Source organism: Cohnella laeviribosi DSM 21336 (assembly GCF_000378425.1).
Classification (GTDB): domain Bacteria; phylum Bacillota; class Bacilli; order Paenibacillales; family Paenibacillaceae; genus Cohnella; species Cohnella laeviribosi.
In genome coordinates this window covers 186,112-212,132 of sequence record NZ_KB899811.1, presented here as the reverse complement: position 1 = coordinate 212,132, position 26,021 = coordinate 186,112, and the positions used below count along the sequence as shown (strand labels likewise).

The 26,021-nt window shown below is 49.4% G+C and carries 23 protein-coding genes; 9 read left to right on the top strand and 14 right to left on the bottom strand.

What is annotated here, in order from left to right:
• The first annotated feature begins 621 nt into the window (after nt 1-621).
• The 5 genes from F560_RS0104515 to F560_RS0104495 all read left to right on the top strand — a co-directional run bounded on the left by F560_RS0104515 (nt 622) and on the right by F560_RS0104495 (nt 4,896).
• A complete protein-coding gene (locus F560_RS0104515; RefSeq protein WP_245554803.1) occupies nt 622-2,148 on the top strand; it encodes an alkaline phosphatase family protein in 1,527 nt (508 codons plus the stop codon).
• 48 nt (nt 2,149-2,196) lie between these two features.
• Complete coding sequence (locus F560_RS0104510; protein ID WP_019004523.1) at nt 2,197-3,039, top strand: alpha/beta hydrolase; 843 nt, start codon at nt 2,197-2,199, stop codon at nt 3,037-3,039.
• 94 nt (nt 3,040-3,133) lie between these two features.
• Nucleotides 3,134-3,517 (top strand): YmaF family protein, encoded by a 384-nt coding sequence (locus F560_RS24875; protein ID WP_083931981.1) that lies wholly within the window; start codon nt 3,134-3,136, stop codon nt 3,515-3,517.
• A gap of 424 nt (nt 3,518-3,941) precedes the next feature.
• Nucleotides 3,942-4,424, top strand: a complete 483-nt coding sequence (locus F560_RS24870; protein ID WP_083931979.1) for a DUF4183 domain-containing protein — start codon at nt 3,942-3,944, stop codon at nt 4,422-4,424.
• A gap of 88 nt (nt 4,425-4,512) precedes the next feature.
• Nucleotides 4,513-4,896, top strand: coding sequence for a DUF4183 domain-containing protein (locus F560_RS0104495; protein WP_019004520.1), 384 nt, complete (start codon nt 4,513-4,515; stop codon nt 4,894-4,896).
• 126 nt (nt 4,897-5,022) lie between these two features.
• Here F560_RS0104495 and F560_RS0104490 read toward each other — a convergent pair whose 3' ends face one another.
• From F560_RS0104490 to F560_RS22475, 8 genes are all read right to left on the bottom strand, one after another.
• Nucleotides 5,023-5,901 (bottom strand): formylglycine-generating enzyme family protein, encoded by an 879-nt coding sequence (locus F560_RS0104490; protein WP_019004519.1) that lies wholly within the window; start codon nt 5,899-5,901, stop codon nt 5,023-5,025.
• 163 nt (nt 5,902-6,064) lie between these two features.
• Nucleotides 6,065-6,700, bottom strand: coding sequence for a glycoside hydrolase family 11 protein (locus tag F560_RS0104485; RefSeq protein ID WP_019004518.1), 636 nt, complete (start codon nt 6,698-6,700; stop codon nt 6,065-6,067).
• An 804-nt stretch (nt 6,701-7,504) separates the two neighbouring features.
• Nucleotides 7,505-8,626, bottom strand: a complete 1,122-nt coding sequence (locus F560_RS22480; RefSeq protein WP_019004517.1) for a Gfo/Idh/MocA family protein — start codon at nt 8,624-8,626, stop codon at nt 7,505-7,507.
• Between the two features lie 154 nt (nt 8,627-8,780).
• Complete coding sequence (locus tag F560_RS0104475) at nt 8,781-10,511, bottom strand: sensor histidine kinase (RefSeq protein WP_019004516.1); 1,731 nt, start codon at nt 10,509-10,511, stop codon at nt 8,781-8,783.
• A gap of 126 nt (nt 10,512-10,637) precedes the next feature.
• Nucleotides 10,638-12,203 carry an ABC transporter substrate-binding protein gene (locus F560_RS0104470; RefSeq protein WP_019004515.1) on the bottom strand — a complete coding sequence of 522 codons (1,566 nt, stop codon included), beginning with the start codon at nt 12,201-12,203 and terminating at the stop codon, nt 10,638-10,640.
• 52 nt (nt 12,204-12,255) lie between these two features.
• Complete coding sequence (locus tag F560_RS0104465; protein WP_019004514.1) at nt 12,256-13,143, bottom strand: carbohydrate ABC transporter permease; 888 nt, start codon at nt 13,141-13,143, stop codon at nt 12,256-12,258.
• An 11-nt stretch (nt 13,144-13,154) separates the two neighbouring features.
• Entirely contained in the window at nt 13,155-14,117 is a 963-nt protein-coding gene (locus F560_RS0104460) for an ABC transporter permease (RefSeq protein ID WP_019004513.1), read from the bottom strand.
• Between the two features lie 106 nt (nt 14,118-14,223).
• The gene (locus F560_RS22475) at nt 14,224-15,849 is read right to left on the bottom strand and encodes a response regulator (RefSeq protein WP_019004512.1); all 1,626 of its coding nucleotides are present in this window, start codon (nt 15,847-15,849) and stop codon (nt 14,224-14,226) included.
• A gap of 128 nt (nt 15,850-15,977) precedes the next feature.
• On the opposite strand from F560_RS22475, the gene F560_RS0104450 reads away from it, so the two are divergent.
• Nucleotides 15,978-16,358: a RidA family protein gene (locus F560_RS0104450; protein ID WP_019004511.1), complete on the top strand. Its 381-nt coding sequence runs from the start codon at nt 15,978-15,980 to the stop codon at nt 16,356-16,358.
• 101 nt (nt 16,359-16,459) lie between these two features.
• Here F560_RS0104450 and F560_RS0104445 read toward each other — a convergent pair whose 3' ends face one another.
• The 5 genes from F560_RS0104445 to F560_RS0104425 form a co-directional block, all read right to left on the bottom strand.
• A complete protein-coding gene (locus F560_RS0104445; protein WP_019004510.1) occupies nt 16,460-17,164 on the bottom strand; it encodes a 4-carboxy-4-hydroxy-2-oxoadipate aldolase/oxaloacetate decarboxylase in 705 nt (234 codons plus the stop codon).
• Nucleotides 17,164-17,895: a PIG-L deacetylase family protein gene (locus F560_RS0104440; protein ID WP_019004509.1), complete on the bottom strand. Its 732-nt coding sequence runs from the start codon at nt 17,893-17,895 to the stop codon at nt 17,164-17,166. The genes F560_RS0104445 and F560_RS0104440 overlap by 1 nt, the downstream gene beginning before the upstream one ends.
• A 39-nt stretch (nt 17,896-17,934) precedes the next feature.
• Nucleotides 17,935-18,909, bottom strand: a complete 975-nt coding sequence (locus F560_RS0104435) for a catechol 2,3-dioxygenase (protein WP_019004508.1) — start codon at nt 18,907-18,909, stop codon at nt 17,935-17,937.
• 3 nt (nt 18,910-18,912) lie between these two features.
• Nucleotides 18,913-19,806 carry a DUF1932 domain-containing protein gene (locus F560_RS0104430; protein ID WP_019004507.1) on the bottom strand — a complete coding sequence of 298 codons (894 nt, stop codon included), beginning with the start codon at nt 19,804-19,806 and terminating at the stop codon, nt 18,913-18,915.
• Nucleotides 19,807-19,945: 139 nt separating this feature from the next.
• Nucleotides 19,946-20,587: a GntR family transcriptional regulator gene (locus tag F560_RS0104425; RefSeq protein ID WP_019004506.1), complete on the bottom strand. Its 642-nt coding sequence runs from the start codon at nt 20,585-20,587 to the stop codon at nt 19,946-19,948.
• Nucleotides 20,588-20,898: 311 nt separating this feature from the next.
• On the opposite strand from F560_RS0104425, the gene F560_RS0104420 reads away from it, so the two are divergent.
• Genes F560_RS0104420 through F560_RS0104410 form a run of 3 tightly spaced genes read left to right on the top strand, consistent with a single transcriptional unit; the run spans nt 20,899 to nt 24,742 of the window.
• A complete protein-coding gene (locus F560_RS0104420; protein ID WP_019004505.1) occupies nt 20,899-22,497 on the top strand; it encodes a response regulator in 1,599 nt (532 codons plus the stop codon).
• A gap of 20 nt (nt 22,498-22,517) precedes the next feature.
• On the top strand, nt 22,518-23,264 hold the full coding sequence (locus F560_RS22470; RefSeq protein ID WP_169449888.1) for a sensor histidine kinase: 747 nt from the start codon (nt 22,518-22,520) through the stop codon (nt 23,262-23,264).
• Nucleotides 23,265-23,278: 14 nt separating this feature from the next.
• On the top strand, nt 23,279-24,742 hold the full coding sequence (locus tag F560_RS0104410; RefSeq protein ID WP_019004503.1) for an ATP-binding cassette domain-containing protein: 1,464 nt from the start codon (nt 23,279-23,281) through the stop codon (nt 24,740-24,742).
• Nucleotides 24,743-24,801: 59 nt separating this feature from the next.
• On the opposite strand, the gene F560_RS0104405 is transcribed toward F560_RS0104410, so the two are convergent.
• On the bottom strand, nt 24,802-26,001 hold the full coding sequence (locus tag F560_RS0104405) for a lactonase family protein (RefSeq protein ID WP_019004502.1): 1,200 nt from the start codon (nt 25,999-26,001) through the stop codon (nt 24,802-24,804).
• Between the last annotated feature and the right edge of the window lie 20 nt (nt 26,002-26,021).

Genomic DNA, 26,021 nt, shown 5'->3' with positions numbered 1-26,021 from the left:
CGCTCACTAGTTTCCGCCGCCGACTGCCGATCACACTAAGCGCTTCTCCACAACAAGGTGAGGGGACCAACTCTGCACATCGAACTGAAAACGCCGGGAGTCTTCTCAACCAGCTCATACTCTGTTACAATGATCATGTTGGGTAGGGGATGCATCCCGTGAGCCTGTTGCTGCAGGCCCACATAAAAGGGAAGCATCCTTTTCCTTTTCTGTGATACGGTCATTATATTCAGCAACTTCCGGACAGGCAATCCCATCAGCAATTGGACGTTATGCTTCAGCGGTAACAATATCCGATTGCTTGGCTTTTTGCACGTTCGTTTGGGTGCAGCCTGCGCTCACGCATACGGCCAACAGGCCTGCGATCAGACAACGGTGCTTCATAATGACCTCCTGCGTTTCGTTTTTCCTTTAGAGATGTAGAATTCCAAGAATGCCGAGATTTATGCGGTTTCCGATATTCCGGCCGGACGAGCCGAATAATTTGGATGGCCGATGCAAAAAATGGACCTGGTTCCAAAACCGGCAGAAGAGACTGGCAGGTGCAAAATGGCAAAGATGCGAAAAATGCGAAGGCTCGTTTTAACCGGCGCGATTGTTTTGGCGCTGCTCTCGGGATGCATGAGGAATCAAGCAACGCCAAAAGAACGCGACCTTCTTCGAATCCAATCCAAAAAACCGGATGCCAAAAAAATCATCTTGATTTGCGTCGATTCGCTGATGAGCCAATCGATCGACAAGGGGATCGGGGAAAATAAGCTTCCCGCTTTTCGGTTCCTCGTCGAACGCGGTCAATACTATAAGGATGTCGTCACCTCTTTTCCGACCATGTCCGTGTCGATTGACAGCACCCTGCTGACCGGAACGTATCCGGATGCGCATCGCGTACCGGGACTGGTCTGGTATTCCGCGAAAGAGAAAAAAATCGTGAACTACGGCAGCGGGCCTCTGGAAATAAGCCGAAACGGAATCAACCGCTTTCTGGGCGACGCGTTGATCCGCTTGAACGGAAACCACTTGAATCCGCACATTCCCACCCTTTACGAAGAACTGGCCCATAAGGGGCTGAAATCGGGTTCCGTCAACGGTCTGATTTACCGGGGAAACTCGGATCACCTGCTGACGTTTCCGCTTTGGGCTCGCATGTCTACCGCATTGCCCGAGGAACTCAAAGTGAAAGGACCCGATTTATTGGCGTATGGCGCTCTCTCGAACCCGTTGGAAGGCGTAAAGGACTTGCCGGACAACCTAAACGACCGGTTTGGCTTCAACAACGAATACTCCCTTGAAGTGGTAAAGCACCTCATTCAACATAACAAACTCCCCGATTTTCTGTTTGTCTATTTTCCCGATTTGGACAGCCGAATCCACAAAAAAGGGCCTTCGGATTTGGAGGGCGTGATCCGCACGGATCGGCAACTGCAGTCTTTGCTGCAGGCGTTTGGTTCGCGGGAGGAGGCTTTGAAAAAAGCCGTGATCCTGATTGCAGGGGATAACGGAATGGCGCATATCCTGCCGGAAAAACAGCAACCGGTGATCGACTTGGGCGAATCCTTAAAGGGGTATAACCTCTTACGGCCGGGAGCCGCCGTTACGGATCAAACGGAGATCATTGTTGCGGCAAACGACCGGATGGCTTATCTATATAAGCTAACTCCCCGATTGTCGTTTGAACCGATCGTCAAAGCCTTGAAGGCCGATCCGCGAATCGATATCCTGGCTTGGAAAGACAAGGGATGGATTCGCGCCGTTCGAGCGGGATCGTCCAACGAATTCGCCTACCAATCCCAAGGAGGATGGGTCGATCCCTACAACCAATCATGGACATTGGCCAAAGACCCGGAAGTGTTGGATTTGCGGATCGATCTCCGAAAGCGCACATTGGACTATGGCCGATATCCCGATGTTTTGCGGCGATTGTCCGCAGCCTTGAATTCGCATCAAGGCGAATTTATGGTGGTCACCGCCAAGCCCGGATATGAACTGAAGTACGGCAGCTCGCCGACGCATGAAGGAGGCGCGGGCCACGGCGGCATCAGTCAAGTGGAGTCACTCGTCCCGCTTATTGTTGCCGGAACCGACCGTAAACCGGAATCCTTGCGGATCGTCGATTTAAAGCCTTTTCTGCTTCAACTTTTAAAGGGTTAGCGTTGTGAGACCTGCGAAACCGAAACATCCATTTGGAGAGACAGAATCATGATTACGGACGAATATTTTTCGACGAGCAAAAAAGTGAAATTGTATATCCGGTATTGGCTCCCTGAATGCCCTAAGGCATTCATGATGTTCATCCATGGCGCGGGAGAGCATTCGGGGCAATACTCCCATCTTGGAATGGAGTGTTTGCAACGACAGATTGCTTTTATTGCCCCTGATGTGCGCGGATTTGGAAATTCGATCGGGCCGCGGGGGCATATTCGCCGATTCCAGGATTATCTGGACGACTTGGACCAATTGGTCGTTCATTTGCATGCGCGGAATCCGGAATTACCCGTTTTTCTCATGGGCCACAGTTTCGGGGGGCTTATTGCAATCCGCTATGCTCAACAATTTTGCAAAAAGATTCATGGAATCATCTTGACTTCGCCTGCCTTGGATATTGCCCCTGGAATCCCTAAACTCATCAGAAAAATGATCGGTCTTGTTTCCTTTGTAACACCCGCTTTGCCGCTTGAACTTGTCAAGTGGAATGAATCTTTGAGAAAGTTCAAATGGTTTCAGTCGAAGTCGCCATATAGGACTGCGGATCTGCTGAACGATCCTTTGGCCACGATAAAGTATACTCCTCGTTGGGTAAGTGAACTGATACATAACGGAACAAGAGCTCTATCGGAAATCAATCCTTTTCAAACTCCGACATTGTGCTTTTATGATCGTTATGATCCGTTAGTAAGTCCGGATCTGATTGAGCGATTTATCGGAAATATCGTCTCCCATGATAAAAAATTGACCGTATACGCTGATGGAAAACATCAGTTTCTACATAACCGCGAAGTGCTTCAACATATTTTTCAATGGTTGTCCGTACGTTTGGAATAGTACACAGTTAGGCATATACGTCTGGGTATCCATCCGTGTCAAGGACAGGAATATTTAACATAGTCTACTCCAGAATAAAATGAAGGAGATGCTTATGGATATTCCAATTAAGGGTTTCATCTTTGATTCCGACGATCCCAACGGTCAACACTCTCACAAGTTGTACATTACGTCTTGGGACGGCAGGCCCGTTCACGTCCACTCTTTTGCCGGCGTCACTTCATTTGATGTCGGGCACTCCCATGAATATGCTGGGGTTACTGCACCAGCCCCTTCAGGTGTTCCGCATGTACACGAGTATCAAGCTGAAACAACGTTTAACGACGGCCATACGCACTTTATCCGCGGCACAACTGGCGAAGCAATTCCCATTCCCGGAGGTGGCCATTATCACTATTTTGAAGGGGTCACAACAGTTAACGGAAGACATCCGCATGCTCACGGATATCAAGGTAGAACCGGTAACGAGGTAACATAGAAAAGAAAGCCGCTAGTTAGTAAGACTCTGTCACATTGGAAATTGAAGTTGAGCATAAACATGCCTATTTCGATGTTCATTTTTTCTTGGTTTATTAGCATCCGTACGTCGGCCGAACGTATCATGGGAAGAAGGGCGGGACGGCGATCGGCCGTTATCTGATTGGAGCGGATCATGCTGCCGGCATGTTCACTAAGGGTGGTACCGCGAGAGATCGTCCCTGTCTTTGATGACAGGGGCGTTTTTTCATTTCATCACCTGGGAAGATCTGGAGTACCGAAGCTTGATATACCAGGTGACGAATCGCGAGGGGCTGGAAAACCGCTCAATGTTATCACCTTTCTGCGATTGAGCGTGAAATATCCTATAGAGGAGTGGATTCTTTTTCCACGGGTAGGAATCGTGGTTGGCGAGGTGGATCTACATGCCCCAAATCATTATTAACATATACTGCCAAAAGAATAGAAGACTAAAATGTAACTGTGATAAACATACAAAAAAAAGGTACGCCAAGAAGAGAAGAAGATGTAGAAAAAAAACAGCATACAAGACCCTATACGAAGTAAATCGAATAAAAATAAATTGTCCCATGCATCCCTCAATTAGCGTTAGACCTATAGTTAAACGATATTTTTTTGTCGCCCCCTATGATATAAATTTAACAGACGAAAACGTTATTTATTCCAATCAGTTTGTCGATGATCATGGCGAACCCATCACCGAATTTTCTGATTTCGGTCAACAGGGTTATTTCAATTTGTATGTCAATGGTGTATTGCAAGAGGGCAAAATGTATCACGTGAATTCCAATGCACTAACGCTTGCCGCAACCGGACAACATATTTCTAAAGGAACCCCCATTATTGTTGAATCGGTTGGATTTACCACGGAACTAGTATACAAATAGTCATATGAACCAGAAAGTTCGCCCACCCCCTTCATATAATCTCGAATAAAATCTTATCGTAGTCTATCTTACGAGGAGGTTTTTAATCATGGCACTACAACTTATGAAGTTATTTGTTACGGCAACAACCACGACGGAAACGGTTCCAACTCCACAAAAATTTTTTTATGTAACAACGGGTGAAACCGCAGCGGGAGCTACCTTAACGATTGATGCGGCTGATTTTTTCGACGATACTGGCGCAGCAGCAACTGAACTTCCTCCGCTGGCGACAAATAATAGCATGTATCGCGTTTACATTAACGGTGTATTGCAAATGCAGGGCATTTCGACCTATACTCCTGGAGCTACTGCTGTTGGATCGCTAGTGATTAACGTGCCGGCAGGAGGAGATCCCATTCTAGCTAATTCGCCGATTGTATTGGAAATCGTAAACTTTGCTCCATCCTCTACAACAACGGTTATAACATAATTCATAGCCGTATTTCCGTGGGCGGAAGGGATGAGCCGGGAAGAGACGGCGGCGTATGTGAAGCACCACATGGAGAGGCAAAGCTAAAGCAACCGTCTCTGTTGCATAAAAATTCCTTGTTCCCGTTTACTCGCCGCGAATCACACGAAAACCTTGATCGGGTCCAATGCCACTCGCCTCGAACTTGCCCCGAAAAGAGATCTCGTTGTTGACGACGTCGCCGATCCAACCGCCGCCCTTCACAACCCGGTAAGAGCCGCTAGTAATATCCAAGCCGTCTCCGTACCAATTCCAGCACCATTCCCTTACATTACCTGACATATCGTAAAGTCCTAATTCGTTGGGTTTCTTGGTACCGACAGGTTTTGTTTGATTATGGTTGTTTTCGATGATAGGCCAGTTCCAATCTCCTGATAAGTACTTATCTCCGGCGTTTCTCCAATACCATGCTACTTCATCTGCATTATTGCTTCCGCTGTATGCGTAACTCTTGCTTTTCTGACCTCCGCTTGCAGCATATTCCCACTCCGCTTCCGTCGGCAATCGATAACCATTCGCTCCCTCGTTGATCGTTACGGTCCATTTTATATTATCGTAATCACTCTTATTATTCGGGTCTATTTTATTCTTGTTTATATTGTAGTACGGTTTTAAGCCCTCTTTTATACTCCTTTTGTTGCAGTACTCAACAGCGTCATACCAACTGACCATTTCTACCGGCAAATTGTCGCCTTTGAATGCTGAGGGATTACTTCCCATTACCTCCATCCACTCTTTTTGAGTTACTTCATATTTGCCGATATAAAAGTTCGATAGGGTTTCACTTTTTCCATAGTAGTTGGACTTTGTGTTTATAAAAGTCCCGCCTTTGACCAATACAAAGTTATCATTTTTTTCAATATTTTCATTATTTTTATCGCTTCCATTCTTTCCGGTCTTTTCCTGTGAACAAGCGCCGACAACAAATATTATGGCGATTAGAAGGAAAATGAACAGCTTTCTCATGGGTAGCTCTCCTTTAAAAGGAATCGGTTTCCTCCATAATATCTTTTGTTGAAATATATAAGGCCGCCGGCTGTGAGACCGGCAGGCCTTAGCAATATCAATGATTAAAAGACTTTCTCAATATTCCGGAAACGGTCTAGTTGCCCTGTTTGCAGTTGACCTGTTACCACACCGTTACGTTAGCGCTCCCGCTACTTTGATACCCTTCTACTGCCAACACCTGGTAAGCCCAACTGCTTCCCAGATTCATGCCTGCATTTCTCCATGCGTTAACGTGGTTGCTAAAAGTGATAGAGACGTTGCTTCCGGTCGGTCTCTTCGACTGACGGACACTCCAGTATTGGGGGAAAGTTTGTGTACCGTCAATGGAAGGTGCGTTGTATCTCATCGTCGTATAGATGTCATAGGTGCCCCCATCACTGGTCACGGTGCCTTTATACGTTCCAGTAGGTCTATAAGTGCCCCAACTGTCCACGACATAATATTCGATGAGCGAGTTTCTCGTCCACCCATAGAGAGTCAAATACCCATTGCCGGACGGCGCCCAGACGCCGGCATTGTAGTTCACCGTTCTAGTTGGCGATCCGGTTCCCCAGCCTTTACCGACAACAAAATTCCCGACATTGCTCCATGTAACACTGTAATTGCCGCCGGATCCATTGGTAGCATTTACTGTCCCGCCGCCATCGGTCCAATATTGCCAATAGTCTGTCGCTGCATTTGAGGTTGCTGCAAACAAGCTAAAACTCATTAATGCTGCAATACATACCGTCAAAAATTTCTTTTTAGACTTAATCATAATTTACCTCCTAAAAAATTTTTGATTACTGCTTGCCTGCACACTACCTGCTTGTCGGTTGTTTCTCGTTGAAGTTCATAACTTATCCTGTGTCAGGATCTTCCGCGAACTTCTTACTTTCACCTCCTTTTTAGTAAATTATAGAATGTAAGCGTATACACAACAACTTAACAAATTAAAGATTTTACCCCGTTTTTTTAATACTTTTAAATGCATAGAAACCGTCGAGGAACCGAGGTTATAACGGGTTCCGTAACATTGGACGGTTGTGTTCGAACCGCTATGCACTTTCACCCATTTCCTGTCCATCTTTCTAAGGTTAATTGAACATCAAATTTCATCGACATGTACGGTCCCAAAGGGTTTCCCCACATGTTAATTTTCTGATTATCAAGATCAGATATGTAACGACCGCCCTTTTCGAGGTAATCATAATCCGGATCAAATACAGTCATGGGTCGGAAAAAAGCAGGTGGCGGCGGTAAAGTTAAAGCTCCTGGTTCGGTTCTTGAAAAACTTGAGCAGCCGCATGTCCTTGTACGGGATAAATTGAAAGGCAAAGTAGAGCAAATGCTGTCAAGGTAAAAAATATCTTTCTCATTCTATCTTCCCTTTCCTGGTTTTATTAAGAATGAATAGTAAAGCCGCATTTCACAGAAAAATGCGGCTGATTTCTGATTATCGTGAACTTTCGGAAGCGTCCAACCCTTAACCATCCCTGTCGGTATGACGATCAACGATTTCAGAGCTGAACGCATGATCAGGTTGCGAACCTTGTCGGATGTAAAAAGATTCTTGAACTAATCAGCTTCTGACAAACAATCCGCTATGGGTGGCCTGCAGATTCATCGGCAAAGGTTCAGGACGATCACAGGTACTTTGCATAATGTAATACCTTCCCTCATGGGAAGAAATATGGAAACCGTGCATAGCCTCCAGCACGTGATACGCGATTTCCCCGTTTACTCTGTGGGGATAACCGAGACGGATCGCATATGCCATATCGAGCACACCGATCCCTCGGTTGTTGTCCGTGAAGGTATGAGTCAGCGGAACGTCCTGCCAGTTCGAATCTTTTCTAGCCATTCTGAGTTTCACTGTTCCTCCGAACATGTTGGGAACCGGAAGCGACAAGGAACCCTGGCTGCCATAAATTTCGATATGGGGGAGATTTGCTCCGCCTTTGATATCGAAGCTCGTTATCATTGTGCCGACCGCCCCATTTGCAAAGTTCAATACTCCTGCGATATGGGTCGGTGTCCGCACGGGAATTTTTTCGCCGTATCTGGCCTCGGATGTGATTGTCCTTTCGGCGAAAGAGGTCGTTGCCGAACCCGTCAGTTTGGAAATCGGTCCGAGCAGGGTAACGAATGCGCTCAAATAATAGGGCCCCATGTCAAACATCGGTCCCCCGCCGACATCATACAGAAAATCGGGATTGGGGTGCCAGCTCTCCGGACCCGGAGCCATCATGAATGCGGTCAGGGCGATCGGGAAACCGATCCATCCGTCATCAATCAGCTTGCGGCATGTTTGTATGGCGCCGCCCAATACGGTATCCGGCGCAACACCTACCCGCAGACCTTTCTGCCGCGCAAGCTCCAGAATTTTGCTACCGTCTTCCATCGTAACGGCCAGGGGTTTTTCCGAGTACACATGTTTTCCCGCTTCCAATGCCGCGATGCTGACCTCCGCATGGGCCGCGGGGATGGTCAAGTTTACGACAATTTCGATCTCCGGATCGGCCAGGAGCTCTTCGACAGTGCACACCCTAGAAACTCCAAATTCCTCCGCTCTGGCCTTCGCGCGCGACAGATCAATATCTGAAATGGCCACAACCTCAATCAGGTCAAATGTCTTGAAATTTTTCAGGTAAATGCCGCTGATCACTCCGCTTCCGACAATGCCCACTTTTACTTTTTCCATTATGACCTCTCTCCTGTTCCGTTCTGAAGTTGAATCTGGATTTAGACATTTTTGTTATCATTTTTGTTCAACAATATTACGAATATATTATATCCCACTATTCGATGCTGTCAATGATTTATATGCACACCCGCAGTGCTTTCACATGATCAGATCATTGCAATGGCAAACGAATTTCTACCTTTGCCCCGCCTTCCGGTACATTGGAAAACGTCAATTTTGCCCTGTTTTGATAAAGCAATGCGAGTCTCCGTTTGACGTTCCAGATTCCCACATGTTCTCCGTTCAACGGTCCCGGATCATCGGAATGCAAATATTCCAGAATTTCGGGAGCAAACCCCTTGCCGTTGTCCCCGATTTCAATAAACAAACCGGGCCCATGATCGTCATCCACAAGTTGAATCCGGATAAATATATGGATCGACTCATCCATGGTCAACGCATGTTTGATAATGTTCTCCACAAACGATTGAATGACCAGCGGAGGAACAGGAAAATCTCCCACGTCATCATCCATTCTGATTTCATATGTCAGATGATCGACAAACCGCAACCGTTGAATGTTGAGGTAGTTGCGGATATGCCTGATTTCTTCTTCCAGGGAGACAAAGGAATGGTTGCTTCGAAACATGTACCTGAAATATTCGACCAGATTGAGAGTCATTTCCATGATCAAATCGTATTTCTTGGTTTTCGCCAAATGGTACACAATGTTCAAGGAATTGAGAAAAAAATGCGGTTTAATTTGCAATTGCAGATGTTGGAGTTCGGCTCTTTGGCGATTCAACTGCTCTTCATAAACATCAATTTTCAGTTTCTGAATCTGGGAGATCATCTCGTTGAACGTGGAGCTCATCACTTCAAATTCGACGGAGGCGCGAGTCGGCGGGATATGGGTAACCCAGTTTCCCTCCCTTACTCTTCTCATCGCCGTCACCATAGAACCGATGGGCCGCAGGATCAAGCTTCTCATAAACAACAAAAGCAGCATCATGAAGAATATGAAAGCCAAAGGCATGATATATACGGCCCTTTGGAACAAAGGAAGTTTCCTTACGATATCCTTTTCCGGAATCAGAACATTGAGGTAAAATTCACCCTTTTCGGATCTTTCGCCGACCAACAAAAACTTGTCCGGGTCACCGGTAATGCGATAAGGCTGGTTGTGAAGGGAAAGATCGATCCCGTTGTCCGCAATGAACCGTGCCCCGCTCAAAGGTTGGTGATTCGTGGTACTGAGAAGCGCAATGCCGACATCCCCGAAATCGATCAATTGAAGCGGTTCCATCAGGCGATCCACGTTCGCCCAGGCTCCGACGAACATGTTGTCTTTTCTGAGGATATGGGCAAGAAAAAAATCCCCGCCAATTTGTCTGACGCACCAGCTTCTTTCGCATCGGGAAGCATCCGTCTCGTAATGTTGCAGCATGTCAACCAGTTTGTTCCGTGTGGCATCCCTTTGTTCAAACGTCACAGATTCGGCCGAACCCAGCAGCAGATCGGCATTATTTGCCGAATAAACAAAAAAAAGGTCCATCGACTCATGCAGACTTATGGCCGCAGACAGGTTATTGAACAGACGGATTTTTGCCGTCTGGTATCCGGAGGTATGGTAGGCGTTCGGCTGATCGATGATCAAGAGGTCCGACTCGCCCGCAACCAGGTTATACAAAAATACATCCGCTTCATGTAGCGTGCGGTCAATCTGATCCAGGTAAAGCGTGACCAGATTGTTGTTCGATTTCGCCACCTGGTCCCTGATGACATATCCGGCATAATAACTGAAATAATACAACAGGACCATCAGCGGCACACACAGGATGAAAAAAGCCAGACCAAGTCGAAAACGGAGGGATTTGAAAGTTTCTTTGCCGATGAAGCGCATGATTGCCCCCCTGCATTTGAACAAATGGATACGTTAATAATAGGAAGAAGGTCGACCGAGTATTGTCATCGGTCGACCTTGACAACGGAATGCTATTTTTGGCCCATCAACCGATGACAAACCCGTTTACTTCGTTTTCACCCATTCATCCAGTTGTCTTTGCTTCTCTTCGATGATCCTGTCGATGCCAGCCTTTTTCATCTCGGAAAAGTATTGCGGCAACAGCGTCTCCGGATCAAGGGAACCCGTTTCCAGGCCCAGGCGATATTGGTTCATCACATTCGTCACCGACGCGACCTCCGATTTGACCGGAGTGGAATCAAATGTAAATCCGAGTGCCGGCGATTTGACTGCCTCCTTGTTGAATTGATCCGTTTGTTGATAGATATCTTCGGGATCGCCCTTGAACACATACGACTTGAATTGGTTCCCGAACAGCCATCCCTGGTTCAAGCCATACGGCACGTTTGTCGCGTTGACACCTTCGGGATAATCGATTATGTTGCCCGAAACTTTGACATAGTCTCTTCCTTCAATGCCCCAGGCAAGCAGATTGATGATGTCCGTATCCGTAAACATCAGGTTCAGGAACATCATGGCCCGCTCGGGATCCTGCGAGTTCTTGGCAATCGACCACAGGAACTGCGTAATCAGGTTGGTGGTTGAATACGCGGGCGGAAGTTTCAGGCTGACCATTTCATAGCCCGTTTGCCGGCTTGCCTGCGTATCGCTGCCCGGTTTGGACTGTTTGATATAGGAAAACGCGCGTCCCGCCTGCACCAATACCGGACCGGTATCTTTCGTCGTAGCCGCATCCTTCTGCACATACCCTTTTTCATACCAACTTCTGACGGTGTTCAGGAGCTGGGCGTATTGCTCGGTTTCATACATATTTACAACTTTCATTTCGGAGTTTCCGTATTCTAACACGCCCATTCGATCCCCCAGTATGTCAAAATACATGCTGGCGATCACGTCAACCGGTGTGCTGATTTGGGTAAACAGAACGAGCGGGATGAGGTCCGGTTCGTTTTCCTTGACCACCTTGAAAATTTGCCCAAAGTCCTCGAACGTTTTTACTTGCGAAAGATCAATATGGTACTTGTCCACGATATCTTTCCTCATCAGCAATTCGCGGTCGGCGGCCAGGTCGCGGTTGCTCGGAATGCCGTACAATTTTCCGTTCATTCGGGCCGCCTCGATGAATGGCGCGTATACCGCTTCCTTGATCCCGCTGCCGTATTTCTCGAGCAGATCATCCAACGGGATCATGCTGCCCTGCGCCACCTGGCTGCTGTATGCACCGTTTACGCCGCTGACGAACAGATCCAGTTTTTCATTGGAAGCGAACATCAGGTTCAGTTGTTGGGCATACGATGCGTAACTGTAGGGCATGAGCTTGATCGTGGCATTGATTTTTTTCTTGGTGATTTCATTGATCGCTTGTTCCACTTCGGGAATGCCCGATGTCTGGGACGAGGAAGTGGGGAAAGCAATCACGATTTCATACGGCGGCAGATTTGAAGCATCGTTCTCCTCTTGCGCTTCGTCCGTGCTTCCGGTGTTTATGGAGCCGGTGTTTACGGAGCTGCCGCTGTTGCTGCCCGCATTGCTTGCCGACTTGTCGGACGATCCGCAGCCGGCCAGCACCAACGCCACCGCAATGAACAACATCAGCATTTTCTTCAGCATATCCATCCCCCTGCGCAGATTTGTATGCTTACCGGATAAACCGGAATAAGCCTCAGCCTTTCACGGCACCAACCGTAAGTCCCTGGATGAAAAACCTCTGGAAAAACGGATACGCGATCAAAATGGGAACCACTCCGATGACGGCCATGGCCATGCGCACGCCCTCTTTGGGAAGAGCGGCAATCATTTCAGCCTGGTTGCCCCCGAGATCACTGGTGCTCAAAAATTGAATGTCGAGCAGAATCTTGTTCAGCAAATACTGCAGGTTGAACAGTTTCCTGTCCGTGATGAAGATCAGGCTGTTGAACCAATCGTTCCAGTAATTGATGAGCTGGAACAAACCGACGGTGGCCAGAATGGGCAGCGACAGAGGCAGTATGATGCGCCAGAAGATCCGGAATTCGCCCGCCCCGTCAATATAGGCCGATTCGATGATCTCCATCGGAATCGTGTTCGCAAAAAAGGTTCTGGCCAACAGGACATAAAATCCGTTCAACAACAGGTAAGGAACGATCAATGCCAACAATGTGTTCTTCAGATCGAAGACCTGGGTGTAGACGAAATAAGTAGGGACAAGTCCGCCGTTGAACAGCATGGTAAAGAACACGAAAAACGACAGCGATTTGCGCCACGGAAAATCCCTTCGCGATAGCGGATAGGCGAGCATGGTGATGATCAAGAGACTGACGCTCGTACCAATCACCGTCGCCACGAAGGTATTTCCGTAAGCCCTCAGTATTGCCGAAGCATCATTGAGCAGGTACTCGTAGGCGGCAAAACTGATGTGCTTCGGGAACAAGGTGTACCCGTTGCGGATGATTTCGCTTTCATCCGTAATCGAAGAAGTGACGAGCAGAAAGAACGGCAGCAAGCAAACCGCCGAGACAACAACGAAAAACAGATGAATGACCAATTGGGTCCGACTGTTTGTGCGTTCCATAATTTTGCTCCTCAGAACAATGCGTTGTCGCTGTTGATTTTTCTGACGATGTAATTGGATATCAGCACGAGAAGAAAACCTACGACGGATTGGTAAACTCCCGCGGCAGAAGACATTCCGATATCCCCGAGCGTGAGCAGCGAGCGATAAACATAGGTATCGATGACGTTGGTTACCGGAAGCAACGGCCCCGAATCCAACGGCACCTGGTAGAACAGACCGAAATCGGAATGGAAGATGCGCCCGATCGCAAGCAGCGTCATGATCGTAATCACCGGCGTGATCAGCGGAATCGTAATGCTTCTGATCTGCTGCCAGCGGGAAGCTCCGTCGATGGTGGCGGCTTCAAAATATTCCTTGTCGATCCCGACGATGGCTGCCAGGAAGATGACACACAAATGTCCCGCCGTTTTCCAGACGCTGACCATCGTCAAAATATAGGGCCAGTATTTCGTTTCCGTGTACCAGCTGATCTCGCCCAATCCGAGCATCGGCAAAATCTTCTTGTTCATAATGCCCGTTTCGACGCTGAGCAAAGAAAACACCAAATATCCGATAATGACGGCCGATATGAGATAGGGAAGAAGCACGACGCTCTGGTAAAATCGGGCCAAAAACCGGTTTTTCAATTCATTCAGCAGAACCGCCAGCGTGACCGCCGCAATCACATGCAGAACGATAAACGTAATGTTGTACAGAATCGTGTTCCTTGTAATGATGTAAGCGTCATTGGTCCGGAACAAAAATTCGAAGTTTTTGAATCCAATCCAGTCGCTTTGCAGGATTCCCTTTGCGTAATTGACATCCTTGAAAGCGATGATGATGCCGAGCATGGGCAAGTAGTTGTTTATCAACAGATAGATGACGCCCGGCAGTATCATCAAAATCAGGACACCGTATCGGCGAATCCATCGAAAACGCCTCAAGGTCGATTTCGGAAATGCGTATTTCGGGGCGTCGACGGTTTGCTCCAAACGCTTTCACTCTCCTTCCTTTCCGCTTGTATACCCCGATTATAGAAACAGGGGCTCCCCTGCCCCTACTCCATATCCGTTATGTTTTGTCGTTTTTATGACATCTTCAACAAAGATAAGCGTCAATCTTCCGATGCCGGCATTTCCGATACTCCAACGGATTCATGCCCGTAACTTTTTTGAACATTTTTGAAAAATGAGAAAAATTCGTATAACCCACCGATGCCGCAATTTCGCTCACCGATTTGTCGGAATCGGCCAGCAGCTGCTTGGCGTAATTCATTTTTTCCTCTATCAAATGGTCGGACAAGGATTGGCCGGTCTCTTTCCTGAAGAGCCTCGACAGGTAGTCCGGGCTCAAGTACACGTGTTCCGCGATATCTTCGCGGGTGAGCCCCTTATGCACATTCTCCCTGACGTATTTCTTGACGCGGTCAATCAGAGAACGCGACTGTTCCACCGAACGGATAAAATCGATCCCGGTGCTGATCACCTGCGTAATCCATTCGCGCATATGATCAAACGAACGCGTGATCCGGACCGCGTTTTGGGGCGACACGGTATCCGCAAAGATCAGATGGGCCTGAAGCCCTTTCAGGTGAAGCACATGGCCGATCATTTGCAGGAAATCAAAATAGAACTGCTGCAGAAGCTTCGCGTCGCATTCGGACTTTTCCATGTAGCTCAGGTATGCGTCGATATCCTCGAGAAGAGCCGTCTTGTCCCCGCGTCTCAACAGCTCGATCCAGTGAATGAGAGCGGGAGGATGAAGAACCGGCCTTTCTTGCGCATAATCCGTCCGGAAGACGATTCCGGAATTCTTCACATTGTTCATATCTTGCTGGATCAACGCCATAACCGTTTCCCGGATCGAAGGGATGCGGGTTGGCGAGCCGATATAGACGCACAGCTCGCAATAGAAATGTTTTCTGCAGAACTCGACATATTGAGCCGACCTGTGTCTCAGGTCGATGTCCGAGAGAAAAAGCGGATGATTCTTGTCCAGGATGACAATCATATACTCCTCCGTCATCGGAACGACGCACCCGGTTTCCAGATCCGATATTTCGAGACTGTGTTCGGCGGCGTTCCGCAACGCATACTCGAGTATCTTCTGATCACGTTCCGACAACACTTTCGACCAGTTGCGCACCGAAACCAGAACGGGCAGGAATATGTCGTCACGGTCGTAAGGAATGTTCCGTTTTCTCATCAATTCTTCAAGCTGTTCCGGACGGGATGAAATGTTTTGGTGAATCAGGTCCAGCCAGAAACGTTCAACCAGCAGCGGACGATGTTCCAGCCACAACCGGTAATAGTGCTTCAACGTGTCGGCAAATTGGCGTTCCTTCCGGTCGGATTCGATCTTCCCGACGACGTGTTGTACAACGCTCTCCAAATCTTCAAAGCGAATCGGTTTGAGCAGGTAGTCTGCGCTTCCGAGCCGGAGCGCCTTCTGTGCGTAATGAAAGTCGGCGTGGCAGGTCAGGATGATGCAGCGCGTGTCGAACTGCTTCGCTTTCACCCAGGACAGAAGTTCCAGTCCGTTTTCCTGCGGCATTTCAATATCGCAAATCATCAGTTCCACTGCATGATTCTGCAGGATCTCTCTGGCCTGCCGGGCATTGTAGGCGACATGCACATGCGAGAAACCCAATCTCCCCCAATCCACCCCGTCTTTGATGCCATGCGCGGCGTGGATTTCGTCATCGACGATCAGCAGTCTGTACATAGGGCTCACCCCCACTATATGGAATTATTATGGTTATATTTTTTGTTCAACAATATTGTTATTTTTCATTGGTGCAATATATAATGATAAACGAAATCCACTACTACACAACGGAGAGTGAATGCAAGATGGCCAAAAGAGAAGTTCTCCAGGTCAAGGGTTCGCACCATCAAAACCCGATTCCGACAGCGGTCAAAATCGGAAATATGGTTTTTACCTCCGCCATTATCGGATCCGATCCGGAGACGGGAGAGATGCCCGAAAAGGTGGAAGACGAAGTGGCCAACCTCTTCCATTACATAAGGGAAATCATGGCGCTCGCGGGCGGGACGACGGATGACATCGCCCACCTTCACGTCCTGGTGTCCGATGCCGAATACAAGAAAGTCGTCAACGTGGAATGGCTGAAAATGTTCCCGGATGAAAACAACCGCCCCGCCCGGCACACCACGGTGCAAAAACTCCGTGAAGGTCTGCGCGTGCAGATCGAATTGACCGCCGTCTTGTAACTTGCACCCGTGCTGTGAAAAAAACGCATCCCGCCTTGCAGCGGATGCGTTTTATTGTTTGCCATGCTTCCCGGATGTCCGTCCGGGAAGCATGAAGATGTTTACTTGCTTGCTTCGATCTCCCCGATATTGTCGTAATAGACGACATTCTGCCTCTGGAGCACTTCGCGAAGACTGTAGAAGTCGAGGCTTAATTCTCCCCTGACGATGCGCGCTTTCGTCTTCTCTTCGTCTTCTACCCGCTTCCGGGTCGCATTCAGGGCGAATTCGGCATCGGACTTGCGAACGACGACAACGCCGTCATCATCCGCCAGGATGATATCGCCCGGGTGCACCTCCGTTCCCGCGCAAACCGCCGGAGCGTTGACCCAACCTCCTCTGGATTTGGTTGTCCCGAGTCCGTATACCGCCTTCGACCATATCGGAAATCCCATTTTCCGGATTTGCGCAATATCGCGGATACCTGCATCGATGACCACTCCGGCGACACCCCGGCGCTCCAGCGCCGTGACGATCAACTCGCCGATCATGCCGTGGACGCTTTCCCCGATCGTCGTGATCACGAGCACATCGCCCGGCTGGCATACTTCGATGGCGACGTGAATCATCAGATTGTCGCCAGCCGGGCATACCACCGTAACCGCGGGTCCGCATACGCGCCGGCCGGCAATGAGCGGCTTCATGTACGGAGCCATGAGGCCAATTTTGCCCTGGGCTTCGTAAACCGTGGTGGAATCATGTTCGGCAAACTGGTCGATCAGCTCTTTCGACGGACGTTCAATGTTGCGCACGACGTATTTTTGCATCAGATCAATTCTCCTCCCACAAGCGGAAAAAAACGGCTGAACGCTTCCGCATATTGATAGTTCTTGTTGCCCGAACAACGGCGGGCATGATTTCCCCTCAGTTTCGCCTTCCATCCGTAATACTCGATCAAGTGTTTCTGCGCCTTGAAGCAGTTCATCGCGGCTTCTTTCTGTTCGTATGTGTCCGTAATATCGACGATGATGTCTGGTTTGAAGTCGCTGATTTCCGGCTGATGGGGCTCAAACCCGAACAGTTTGGCCTGCGTCGCGGTCGGATAGCCTTCCATGCGGACCCCGTTCGATGTCGACAACACGCTGGCTTCGAAAACATACCTCGAAACCGTTTCGTGGTCGGGATTGAACGCATCCCTGGGTCCGTGCGTCAGAATGATGTGGGGCGCGACGGCGCGGATCTTTGCGGTCATCCGTTCCATGCGCTCCTGATCGATGTACATGTGGTAATCCTGGAAATCCCAGATCTCCATGTCCGTGACGTTCAGATGGGATGCCGCTTTTTCGATTTCATCCCGCCGAACCGCCTTGACCCTGTCCTCCGTCATTCCTTCAATATTCCAGAGATCGTTGGATTCGCCCCTTGCGCCGTAACTCAGAATCACCAGAGACACCTGGGCGCCGCTCTTCGTATATTTCGCGATTGTGCCGCCTGCGCGCCACACGAAATCCGCCGCGTGCGCGCTGACAACGAGAAGCCGAGTCTTGGGGTCGATCATGGCACATCCTCCGTTCCGTTTTCCTTGTCGCGTACAAAATCACTCGTCGGTTTTGTCTACAACGGGAGTACCATAACTGTGGAATGTCGGTACCGTCTTGTTGCCCCAGGCTTGCCCCCTGGCCCGTTCCGCTTCCGTCCATGTGATGGGCTTCCAATCCGGAGCCAGCACGAGATATCCGCCGGAACAGATCTCGATCCGGTTGCCGCCCGGCTCGTACACATAGACGAAATAGGTTTGATTGATGGCATGCTTGCTCGGAGCGAATTCGATAAACACGCCGTGTTCCACGAACAGATCGGCGGCCCGCCATATTCCTTCGTTGGTGTCCACCCTGAAGGCGATGTGGTGCAACCTTCCTTTTGAACCCGTGGCATCGAGCGTGTAGACGATTTCGTAGGACTTGTTGTTCGGGGTATACCATACCCCCGGGCGCCGTCCGTTGTTCATCAGAATCTGTTCCGTCAATCGCATGCCCAGCACATGTTCCATGAAATCTCCGTCAGCTTCGGGATGCGACGAGAACATGTTCACGTGATCCAGATTCCTGACCGCCACACCGTGCCCGATAAATCTCTGGGGTTGATTCTTCAGGGCAGGTTTCAAATGATCGGGCGGCTGATAAGGCTCCGACTCGTAATACAATTCCAGAAGATGACCGTCGGGACCGCGGAATTGGAACGTCCGGCCGTGACCGACATCCCCCTCGGTCCAACCGATTCCCGCTCCGGCATCCTGGATGGCCCGGACTCTTCTCTCCAGCGCCTGCGGGCTGACGGTCCGGAAGGCGGTATGTCCCACACCGGCATACGGTGCTTCGGTCAAGATCAGCGAATATTGCTCGTAATCGCCCCAGCACCGCAAATAGACGGAGTTGCCTTTTCGCGTCAGCTCCTGCATGCCGAGCACGTCCTTGAAGAAGGACAGGCTCTCTTCCATCTTGGGCGTCAATAATTCCACATGTCCCAGATGGGCGATGTCCCGGGGACGTTCGGTTTCATCCCTAGCCGTCATGCGTTATACCTCCGAACCCAACAGTTTTCTCAATACCAGATCGTAGCTCTTGGGGGCCTCATGGCCGAAATATTCCGCCAACCGGGCTTCGACCAACTGGCCGAGCTTCTTCTTCACTGCTTGCGAAATCGTGGAGTCGACGCCAAGTGATTCCAGCGTGCGCACCACTTCCTCCATTTCTCCGACGCGCCGCTCGGCATGAATGGCGGTTCTCGTGATCAGGTTGTTGATCGTCTCTTCGAACGGCTTGCCCGCAATGGTCTTGCCCAACGAGTCGACAATCATTCGTGTGGCGCCGTACGCTTCGCTTGCGACCAGCGTTTCCAGAAGCAGCGCCGCGAGACCTTTCATGAATACGCTTCGCAGCATTTTTACCGCCGATGCGCTCCCCGGCACTTCGTTGAGATACGTCACATTCATCCCATAGGCGGCCGCAAATTCCTCAAAGGCCGCAGCACCGGGGCCGCTCGCCAGCATCGGCACTTTGTGGCCATGGGCGGGTACGGAATCCATGACCGCAACATCCACGAACGAAGCAGTGCTTGATTTCAACTCATCGGCAATCTTCTGCTTCAGTTCACCGGACGCCGAGTTCAAATCCACATAAACGTGATGTTCCCGCAGGTGCGCTCTGACTTCCTGCGCAACCGACAAAGCGACGTAAGCGTTGGTCGCGCAGATGATCAGATCGCACGCTCCGCACAACCGCCCGATCGACGATTCCCGGATGACTCCGATGGAATCCGCACGGCTTCGAATCTGCTCTCCGAGATTCGCGTCATCGAAACGGATATCATAGGCATGGACCTGATTCACCCCGTTGTCCAGCAGACCTTTGGCAATGAAGTAGGCCGCTTCTCCAAAGCCTATGAAACCTACCGCCGGATTGGATTTCATCCGCAACTTCCTCTCAAGTACAATTTTAATAATCAGTAATGTAATTCAATTTTGTTCTACAATCTATAGTAACGAATACGGGATGCGATGTCAAACAAAAAAGACGCGGCCGTCGGTTTACGGACACGTCATTGACCTTTCAGATCAGATAGGTATAGTGTTTGGCCACAACGTCGCGGATTCTGTTCACATGTTGCATGATGGCAGCCTCCGCCGCATCCGGATCGCGCTTCTTCACCGCTGCGAAAATGGCCTTGTGCTCCTCATGGGATTCATCTTTGCGGCCCGGCATCAATATGGTCTTCAGATGCAGGCGGTTCAGCTGGGTTTTGATCTTCAGAATCATGTCCACCGCCTGCTTGTTGGCGGAAGCGTCATAGAGGATCTGATGGAATTTCTTGTTCAGCTTGGAGTACTCGTCAAACCGGTTGTTGCTGAGCTTGCTTTCCATTTGTTGAACAATGGTCTGCAGCTCATCAATGGATTCGTCATTGATGTGTTCCACCGCGGACCGGATGGCCAGTCCTTCCAGCACTCGCCGAATATCGAGATAGTTCAGAATTTCCGGCAAAGTGAAAGAAGTAATGGTGGCACCCTTGTTCTTCTCAATCGTTACCAGATTCTCCTGTTCCAATTTCAACAGCGCTTTAATTACTGTGTTTCGACTGACACCAATCTCTTCTGCCAACTGGGTCTCGGTCAGTTTCTGTGACGGAGCCAATCTTCCATCCAGAATGCGTTCTTTCAGATAATCGTACGCGATGTCCACCGGTCTCGGCACGGACTTATCATCCCTTCCATATCGATCAATAAACAATTTGCTTGATCAATTTTATTGAATTATGAAGGTAATATACATTTTCGAAAAGAGCCAAGTCAAGATGCCCTGTTGCTCGCCGTATGTTTCGAAGCACCCACCGTTTTCATATTGACTTTGGTTGGCACATTCACTATACTCCAGTTAGAACAAAATTGTTAAACAATAGCGACTTTTTTCTCCGTATTATATTCGACATTGTTGAAAACGCTTCCTGTTACTTTAGAGTTCTCCAACCTTAACCATTTGATCGGAAATGTCGGGAGGGGGGCAACATGGAGGAACGACTGAAAATCGCGATCGCAGATGACGAACCGTTCGTGTGCACCGTCATTCAAAAAGCCATCGATTATGACGGCATCGGCCTCGAACTGGTGGGCGTGGCTTATGACGGCGTAAGTCTGCTTCGAATGATCACCGAGACCAGACCGGCCATCGTGATCTGTGACATCAACATGCCGGGGATGAGCGGCCTCGAACTCATCAAAGAAGTCCGGCAGCGCAATATCGAGTGCAAATTCGTTATCATCAGCGGATATTCCAAATTCGATTACGCGCGCGAAGCCCTCAAATACAAAGTCGACGATTATCTGCTGAAGCCGATTGACGAGAGCGAATTGAACGACGTGCTGGTCAAGCTGCACGGCTCCATACAGAAGGAACGTATCCAACATTCCGGATTGCAGGTTCTGGAAGAGAATTCGAGAAACAAGGAAACAATCCGGAAGCTGTTCCTTTCCCGCTTGTACCGGGAATTTGATCTTCCGAAAGATACCGATGCGATTTCACGGGAATACGGCATTTCGTTCACCGGCGATCTCTTCCAGGGAGCGGTGGTGAAATTCGATCTGCCGGGAGATGCAGGCAAAGCCGAAGTTGATTTTGAATCCATCCAATCCAAAATTGTCGGCATTTTCAAACAATCCCTGAATCCGTACTGCAGCGAGATTCTCTTTTTCCAAGAACATAGTATACTTTATTTGGGGGTGAATTTCGCATCCCGGCATCAGAAGCACGTTGCCGGCGCGCTGAATCTGTTCTTTGAATATGCCAGGAATTATACGGAGCTTTTCGCGGGGTTGAAAATTACGGCAGGCGTCGGAAACGGCTATCCGTCTGTCGCGGAACTGAAAAAATCGTTGGATGAGGCGAAATACGCCACATACTGCCGCATCACGATGGGCGTGGACCGAATCTATTGGCATTCCAAACTGCCCGCAGCTTCGGTTCATATCGATCGCAACACGCTTTTCCAACAACTGCGTAAAGATTTTGATTTGCTGGATGTGGCAGACTATCAAAAATGCATGGCCAATCTCTTCTCGACTCTGGCCTTTTACCCCGGGGAACTGGTCGGGATTTGCATGGAAATCGCCGACCTGTTCTTCGAATGCAACCGCCGTTTGGGAAATGAAATTGAGGACGAGGATTACCAACGCTTTCAAATGCATCAGGGAATCCTGAACGCCGTTTCCCTGACCCAACTCCGGGATCACATGGTGGAATCCGTCAGCCGGATCATGACCATGCAGTTGGAGGCCATAAAGAAGAAAAATGCGAAACCCGTACGTGAAGCCATTCGATTCATCAAGGAGCACTACCATGAACATCTGGAACTCGAACGCGTGGCTGAAGCGATCAACTTCAATCCCGTATATATTTCCAACGTGTTCAAGAAAGAAACGGGCGAAAATTTCATCGATTATGTCAACAAATACCGGATTGAAATGGCCAAGGAATTACTGCGCACATCGAATGACAACATCAACCGCATCTCCAGCTCCGTCGGGTTCAACGATTCAAAGTATTTTGCCAAACTGTTCCGCAAATACGTGGGACTGAAACCATCCGAATATCGGAACATCTATGGTTGAATGCGATGAGAATCCACATTTTGACCCAGAAACAACTGGACAAGCTGATAGCAGAGCAAGTCGAGAAGAGCAGGCAAGAGTTTGTCGCCAATCTGCAAACGGAACTGATCAACAAGCAAATCACCCTGACAAGTTTGCAAAACCAGATCAATCCCCACTTCTTGTACAATGCCCTGGAGTCCCTCCGGGGTCGGGCCATTCTCGACAACGCTCCCGCCATCGCGGATATGGCGCAGGCTTTGGCCCGATATTTTCGCTACAACATCAGTTCGAAGAGCGATATTGTCACCATCCGGGAAGAATTGGACAATATCGGCAATTACATGAAGATTCAACAATTTCGCTTCAACAACCGTTTCCATATCGACATCCGCCATGATCCCGATGACGATGTCCTTGATGCCATCATCCCCAAGCTGACGCTTCAGCCCATATTGGAAAATTCGATTCATCACGGCTTTGAACGGAAGCTCGGCGATGCCAACATCAGGATTGAAATTGTGAGAACGCGGAAAAACATCAACATCCTGATTTCGGACAACGGCATCGGCATCAGCAAAGAAAAACTCAAGATGCTGAACGAGCGAATCGAACATTTCGATCTGTTGAAACAGGAAGAGAACCAACACCTGGGACTCGCACTGCCGAACATTAACAAACGATTGAAATTGCTGTTCGGCGACGAATACGGTCTCCATGTTTCCAGCATCGAAGGCGTCGGAACTGATGTGGAGCTTCATATTCCGTATGTCATCAACAACAGGTAAAGGTTCTGGATGAAATGAGGAACGAAATTCTCCGGGTTCACAAACTGTGCAAATCCCTGCAAAACAAGCGTGTTCTGAATCATTTCCACATGAGCGTCTATGAAGGGGAGATCTTCGGAATTGTCGGTCTCTACGACTCGGGGAAATCCGTTCTGCTGAACATTTTGGCCGGCCGGGAGGGTTGGGATTCCGGCAGTATTTTTTTTGATGAAGTACCTGTCAATCCGCAATTTTTGAAACAGACGAACAAGATTCAGTTGATCGATCATCAATCCAGACTGATTCCCACCTTGTCCGTACTGGAAAACTTGATCATTCCCCGAAGGCACTACCGGACAAAAATCTTTGTAAATTGGAAAAAGCTCGGGCGTCATTTGGACATCATATTTTCCGAGTTTGGCATATCGATTGACCGCAATCGCATCGTTTCCACCCTGACACCGGCCGAACAGAATTTGATCGAGGTCATCAAGGCCTATATTCTCGGCGCGAAAGTGATCCTGATGGAAAACATGATGGCCCAGTACACCCATGAAGAGCAGCAGCGCATTAAACAACTCCTTTTTCAGATGAAAAAGAAGAACGTCACATTCATTATCGCCGAGTACCAGTTGGCCAATCTCCGAAAATATGCGGACCGGATTCTCATTCTCGACAAGGGGCACAACATCAAGGTGATTCGCTGCGAGGATGCCGAATCGTTCGATGAAAACAAAATTCTTCTGAGCGGCATCCCCCGCGAGAAACCCGACCGCCCCGAAAGAAAAATTTACGATGATGTTGTATTTGAAGCCCGGCACATATCCACAAAACCGGGGGAAGATGTCACTTTCCGGATCAACAAAGGGGAGATCGCCGTCATTCTGGATCTCTCCCATTCGACGAACGCCAACCTCATCGATGCCCTTGCGGGAAAAGTGAAATACACCGGGCATTTCATCGTTGACGGCAAAGTGATCCGAAATATCGCGAAAGCACGTTCATCGGTCTGTGTCGCGGTCGACGAGCCGGGCGATAAGATCATCAAAAGCCTGGACCTGAAGGACAATCTCTGCTTGTCCGCCTTTCCCCGCATTTCTCGTTTCGGCATGGTCAGCGCCAGGCAGAAAAGACAAATCATGACGGATTTTTTGAAACTGTACCGCGACCGCAACTTCAATTTCGATTTCAACATTCACAAGCTGAGCCAGGCGGAAGCGACAGCCATTTATCTGTACCGTATTCAAATCCAGAAATGGAATGTTCTCCTGCTGATGAATCCCGATCTGCTGCTCAGCCATGAAACCGTATATGTCATCCAGGAGCAGCTGCGCCGCATGACCGAAAACGGGAGGGCGATCTGTATCTTTGCTTCCACCATTGAACCGTACGCCGACCTTGCGGACAGCTATTGCATCATTGCAAACGGAAAAGTTCAGGGGAAATATACCTATTCGGAATGCCGCCGATTTCTCGGTTCGGTGAGCCGGGATCCATGACATGCGGATACTGTTGAACCGAAAAAGCCTGGGCGCCGCGGCCCAGGCTTTCCGGCGTTTCAGAATTGCGCGAACTGTATGCAGACCGGATTGCTCAGCCTCAGTTCATTCCCGGTCGGAGTCAGTTCTCCGGTCGATTCATCGACCAGAAATTCGACGATGTTTCCGGTCCGCTGATTGACCGCATACAGCTTGTCCCCGGTCAAATCGAAATTGATCGCGCGCGGGATCTGCCCATTGGTCGGAGTAAATCCGATCAGCTTCAACTTTCCGGCGCGATCGATTTCGTAAGAGGCAATGCTGTTGTGCCCTCGGTTGCTGACATACAGAAATTTTCCCGTGCGATGCACCCTCATGTCCGCCGTCGCGTTTGAAGCAAAATGATCCAGCGGGTCCGGCGGAATATAGGGATCCGGTATGGTCCTTGCCGTATCGATGAGTTCGATCGATCCCGTGTCAAAATCGAACCGGAAGGCATTCACCGTGCTGTTGATCTCGTTGTTGACATACATCACGGGGAGCTCCGGGTGAAACGCAATGTGCCTGGGCCCGGAACCGGGCAACGATTTGAAGACGGATGCCTCGATCAATTTCCCGTTGCGGTAATCGATGCGATACACGATCACGCTGTCGGCGCCCTTGTCGCCGATGATCAGAAACCGATTCGTCGGATCGATCCAGACGGAGTGGGGGTGGGGAGAGCGCTGGAAATACCCGTCGACGCTCTTCCCTTCCAGAATCTTGACATCGCAACACTCCCCGAGACTTCCATCCGCCTTGATCAGGAACATGGCGATGCTTCCGTCATCATAGACCCTGACGGCTTCATATTTCCCGTCCGGCGTGATCCGGACTTTCGTCACAACGTCTTCATGGTTGCCGTGATTGGCCACGAATGCATATTTGTTTTCCCGGTCCGCAACGACATAACAGGGGTAGGGGCCAACGGAAGAGACGGCATTGAGAAATTCAAGTGTTCCGTCCTCCTGGTTGATCCGATAGGCGCACACCCCGCCGCCGTTGCCGTACTTCCCGTTGAGATCCTTCCGTTCATCGGTCGTATACAGATAGCGTCGGTCAGGAGAGATATGGATGATGCCGGCGTTGACTTCGGGCGAAACCGTGGCGACATATTGGAAGGCGCCGTCCGGATTCACCCTGTAAATTTTGATGCCGCCCCCCGAAGCTTGCTGCTTTTTCTCCTGGCCCTGGAGATCGGCGCCCCATGTTCCAATATACGCATACTGGCAGCGTTGCATGTTGTCCTCCACACATCCGG

What these genes read in the sequence shown, in the direction of transcription:
- F560_RS0104515 (WP_245554803.1), top strand. Translation starts at nt 622, where the DNA reads ATGAGGAATCAAGCAACGCCAAAAGAACGCGACCTTCTTCGAATCCAA.
- F560_RS0104510 (WP_019004523.1), top strand. Translation starts at nt 2,197, where the DNA reads ATGATTACGGACGAATATTTTTCGACGAGCAAAAAAGTGAAATTGTAT.
- F560_RS24875 (WP_083931981.1), top strand. Translation starts at nt 3,134, where the DNA reads ATGGATATTCCAATTAAGGGTTTCATCTTTGATTCCGACGATCCCAAC.
- F560_RS24870 (WP_083931979.1), top strand. Translation starts at nt 3,942, where the DNA reads ATGCCCCAAATCATTATTAACATATACTGCCAAAAGAATAGAAGACTA.
- F560_RS0104495 (WP_019004520.1), top strand. Translation starts at nt 4,513, where the DNA reads ATGGCACTACAACTTATGAAGTTATTTGTTACGGCAACAACCACGACG.
- F560_RS0104490 (WP_019004519.1), bottom strand. Translation starts at nt 5,901, where the DNA reads ATGAGAAAGCTGTTCATTTTCCTTCTAATCGCCATAATATTTGTTGTC.
- F560_RS0104485 (WP_019004518.1), bottom strand. Translation starts at nt 6,700, where the DNA reads ATGATTAAGTCTAAAAAGAAATTTTTGACGGTATGTATTGCAGCATTA.
- F560_RS22480 (WP_019004517.1), bottom strand. Translation starts at nt 8,626, where the DNA reads ATGGAAAAAGTAAAAGTGGGCATTGTCGGAAGCGGAGTGATCAGCGGC.
- F560_RS0104475 (WP_019004516.1), bottom strand. Translation starts at nt 10,511, where the DNA reads ATGCGCTTCATCGGCAAAGAAACTTTCAAATCCCTCCGTTTTCGACTT.
- F560_RS0104470 (WP_019004515.1), bottom strand. Translation starts at nt 12,203, where the DNA reads ATGCTGAAGAAAATGCTGATGTTGTTCATTGCGGTGGCGTTGGTGCTG.
- F560_RS0104465 (WP_019004514.1), bottom strand. Translation starts at nt 13,143, where the DNA reads ATGGAACGCACAAACAGTCGGACCCAATTGGTCATTCATCTGTTTTTC.
- F560_RS22475 (WP_019004512.1), bottom strand. Translation starts at nt 15,849, where the DNA reads ATGTACAGACTGCTGATCGTCGATGACGAAATCCACGCCGCGCATGGC.
- F560_RS0104450 (WP_019004511.1), top strand. Translation starts at nt 15,978, where the DNA reads ATGGCCAAAAGAGAAGTTCTCCAGGTCAAGGGTTCGCACCATCAAAAC.
- F560_RS0104445 (WP_019004510.1), bottom strand. Translation starts at nt 17,164, where the DNA reads ATGCAAAAATACGTCGTGCGCAACATTGAACGTCCGTCGAAAGAGCTG.
- F560_RS0104440 (WP_019004509.1), bottom strand. Translation starts at nt 17,895, where the DNA reads ATGATCGACCCCAAGACTCGGCTTCTCGTTGTCAGCGCGCACGCGGCG.
- F560_RS0104435 (WP_019004508.1), bottom strand. Translation starts at nt 18,909, where the DNA reads ATGACGGCTAGGGATGAAACCGAACGTCCCCGGGACATCGCCCATCTG.
- F560_RS0104430 (WP_019004507.1), bottom strand. Translation starts at nt 19,806, where the DNA reads ATGAAATCCAATCCGGCGGTAGGTTTCATAGGCTTTGGAGAAGCGGCC.
- F560_RS0104420 (WP_019004505.1), top strand. Translation starts at nt 20,899, where the DNA reads ATGGAGGAACGACTGAAAATCGCGATCGCAGATGACGAACCGTTCGTG.
- F560_RS0104410 (WP_019004503.1), top strand. Translation starts at nt 23,279, where the DNA reads ATGAGGAACGAAATTCTCCGGGTTCACAAACTGTGCAAATCCCTGCAA.
- F560_RS0104405 (WP_019004502.1), bottom strand. Translation starts at nt 26,001, where the DNA reads ATGCAACGCTGCCAGTATGCGTATATTGGAACATGGGGCGCCGATCTC.